The sequence below is a fragment of the Methanobrevibacter filiformis genome (genome assembly GCF_001639265.1).
Lineage (GTDB): Archaea > Methanobacteriota > Methanobacteria > Methanobacteriales > Methanobacteriaceae > Methanacia > Methanacia filiformis.
In genome coordinates this window covers 1-3,730 of record NZ_LWMT01000090.1, presented here as the reverse complement: position 1 = coordinate 3,730, position 3,730 = coordinate 1, and the positions used below count along the sequence as shown (strand labels likewise).

Here is a 3,730-nt window from a genome sequence, read left to right as displayed (position 1 = left end):
ACATAAAATTAAACAAACCAAAAACAATAAGAACAACTAAAAACAATTCAACAAAACCAACAAAATATTAAAAAAAACTCACATAAAAACACAAAAAATAAAGAAAAAATCAATAAAATAGAACAAATAAAGAAACATTAAATGCGAATCCTCATATATATAATATTTTTATTTTATTCTTACTATATTTCATGTTCCTTTAAAAATATTCTTTTTTAGGCTTTTTTAGGATATTTATTAAATTAACTGAACCAATTAGAAGCAATACAATGCTTATTATAATTCCAAACAATATTAATCCAGGTGCTTCAATAAAAACACCTTCAAAAAAATACTTTAAATTGCTATAAATTATTATCCCACCAAACAATAATGGTAATATTATGATTGGTTTTATGTTATTATTTATAATATTTATATTATGTATAGCCAAATATAATAACACTACAGATGAAAATAGCATATATAAACTTAAAATAGGAGTATTATCAATATGTGGATAAAATAAAAATATTAGTCCTGATAATAATCCAAAAAAAAGTGGTAAAACAATATTTACTTTAAAATATTTCTCAAAATTCATTTTCTTCTCCAATAATTAAATAAATTTTCATTAATCATTTTTATCTTCCTTCAAAAGTGTTATTTTATAATATATCCTCTTCTTTATTATGTCAAGGGCTTTTGTGATTTTTTCTAAATTGTTTATACTTTAACTAATTTAAAGGCAATTACACAAAATGTTCTGATTGATATGATGTTTTTGTGATTGGGATATATAGGAAACTCCAATTGTATTTGGTTGAACTAATATTTATAATTATCTATTAAATATACAAAAGATTATGTTGATGTTGCAAATGAGATGACAGCTATTGGTAAACAGGCGCAATCTGTAATTAATTTACATGTTAATTCTGTAAATACTCATTTTAACACGCTTTCACGTTTAACTGATACTGTTAGACCTGAAGATGATCCTTTTGTTGAACATTATCAGAGCCCAGCTATTTTAGAAATTTTATATGAAGAAGATAGGGATTTTAAAAATAGCTTAAATACATTTCTTGATTCAATAGCTAAATCTGAAAATTTAATTGGAAAAGAAGTAATTAGGAGATATGGAGGATTTTACAGGCCAACTTGTGTTGTTGAATTTGCACTTATTCCCAAAAGTACTAGTAATATAGTAAACCAAGTATTAATTAAAACAGATATTCCATAAATCCACAAAAAGCTATTCTTTCAGCTAAATCTTAGAGTATGAATACATCTTATGGACTAGGAGAAGTATTTTCTAATGAACTTGAAAGTGGTACAACTGTTGCAGGAGCGGTTAAAGCAGAACTAGCTCTATTGCAAAAAATTTATACAAGTCCTATCGATGCACGAGCTGAGCTTGTGGCAAATACAGACCATGCATCTTTTGATGTTAAAAAATACATGGAAACTTACAAAGAAAAAATGAGAGAAACTATTATAAATGCAGTTGATGATAGTGTACAATAGGAGAATATTGTTACAGTACCAACATACTGTGTAGGGGATATATCTCACCATATATCACAATCAACTTATAACATGTGTAAAGATGACATGATTAATGGGAATAATTACTAAATTTTATTATCTAAATCATGATTTTAATTAAAATGGCAATTCAGTGTAAATTCCCTTTAATGTATATGAAGAAGTATCCCAATTGTTTATGGTTCCAAGATTATTCCTTAAGCTTATTGCATCAGCAGTGACCCATTTATTATCAATCCAAATTTGAGCCCATACATGCCCATAGGTAGTTCCACTTGAGAATTCACAATACCCATGAACATAACGTGCCCCTAATCCACTTGCACGTGACAATGCTATAAGTAAATGAGTTGTATCTACACAATTCCCTATCTTGTTCTTTAATGTATTTACTGCACCATATCGAGTATTATAATAAAAACTATAATCAATGTTATACTTTACCCATTCAAAGATAGCATTTGCTTTTTGTTGGTCATTTTTTGAGTTTTTTGTAATTGAATTTGATAGATCTTTAATTGTTACATCCATTGCTTGAGCATTTTTAGTAGATTTTAGATAATTACCACTACCCATATTAATTTCGATTGTAAGTTCCTTTATCGAAGTATTTTTAACAGAAATTGATGATGGAAGAACTTTTTTAGATTTAACATGACTTAATATCTTTGAGAATGTATAAACAGTCAAGCTAAACTTAAGACTACCTATATTAGTTTTAAGATTGTTTGGAGCTTGTTTTTTGGAAGAAATATATTTTATTGCATTATTAGCTAAAGTAATATAAGTGTTTTTAGATATTTTTCCATTTTTAATAGACCCTGAATCTTTAGAAGGCATCTTAACAGAAATTACTTGAATATTAGTAGTTTTCTTATTTTTAGTATTAATTATAGCATTAGACATTAAGTACAAAAAATTTGCCATATTATAATTCTTTCCAGATACTGAAACATAATTAGGTAATTTACCATAAGATTCAACATAATCTTTAACTCGTTTAGATCCATCTAATATTGAGCTTAATTTTAATGTAATGGTTTTGGCTTTTGATGTTTTTGTACTAGTACTTGTAGCCAGTTTAGAACCTGTATCGAATTTAGGTAAGTACTTGTTTATACCATTAGAACTTTTAATAGCAACTGCAACAGACCTAGGTAACTCACCCTTAACCTTTACATATCCTAATATCTCACTAAAAAAATAAATTAAACTCTGATATTGAAACTTTGAGTTACCACTAGTAACATAATTTGGAGCTTTATTATTAGTATCAATATATTTAATTATTTTTTTAGATAGTGAAATGTAAGTAGATTTAGAAAATTCTTTGTTAATATCAGATCCAGCTGGTTTTGAAGGATTTTTAATGTTATATTTAATTGCAACATTATTTTTGTTATTAGAATATTTATAATAAACTGTTTTAGACAACATATACATATATTCCGTCATTGAAAAATTCTGAGAAGAAATTGTTATATAATCTGGCAATTTCTTTTTAGATCGAATATAATCCTTAACTTTAACTCCTGCAGATAAAATAGAACTTTGAGATAAAGTAGTTAATTTATTTTCACCTGCTGCAGCAAGGTTAATATGCTTTTTATTAGTATTTTTACTACTATCTTTATTGCTAACCTTATTACTGCCATTATTTGAGCTAGGAGTAGATATCTTTTTTAGATCAGATATTTTGTTACTTTGATTAGATATACTTTGATTATCATTAATAAAAGAATTATAATTATTGTTTGAATCCATAATTCCATTATCAAGATTAGCTCCATGAATTCCACTAATAGCAACGAAAAAAACAAAAATAGTACATAAAACAACTACTTTTGATTTCAAAAAATTAATTTCCATCAAAATGTTTTACCTCCCAAAACTAACATTCAATATAAAAATTACACATAATAACTATTAATTTACAAAAATATATTTATTAAATTATATATATATTTTAATTTAATAGTTTATATAGTTAATGATAAATATCACAAATAAAAACAAAAAACATGAAAATATTACAAAAATAAAAACAAATAGAGTAAAACAACTTAAAAGAAAAATAAAGTGTATAACTCATAGGCTGTGCAACGATTATTTTTTGTAAAAATAGATATCTAATTAAAATAAATTAAAATATTTGTAAGTCATTAATACATATTTTTTATAAAAAATAAATGTTTAAAAT

1 protein-coding gene and 1 pseudogene are annotated in these 3,730 nt (G+C 25.0%); one reads left to right on the top strand and one right to left on the bottom strand.

Annotated elements, in window-relative coordinates; all coding sequences use genetic code 11:
- Window positions 1-826 precede the first annotated feature (826 nt).
- Window positions 827-1,608: pseudogene (locus MBFIL_RS11170) on the top strand (DUF2193 family protein); the annotation flags it as partial.
- Between the two features lie 39 nt (window positions 1,609-1,647).
- On the opposite strand, the gene MBFIL_RS03165 reads toward MBFIL_RS11170, so the two are convergent.
- A complete protein-coding gene (locus MBFIL_RS03165) occupies window positions 1,648-3,399 on the bottom strand; it encodes a transglutaminase domain-containing protein (protein WP_066971428.1) in 1,752 nt (583 codons plus the stop codon).
- Window positions 3,400-3,730 lie beyond the last annotated feature (331 nt).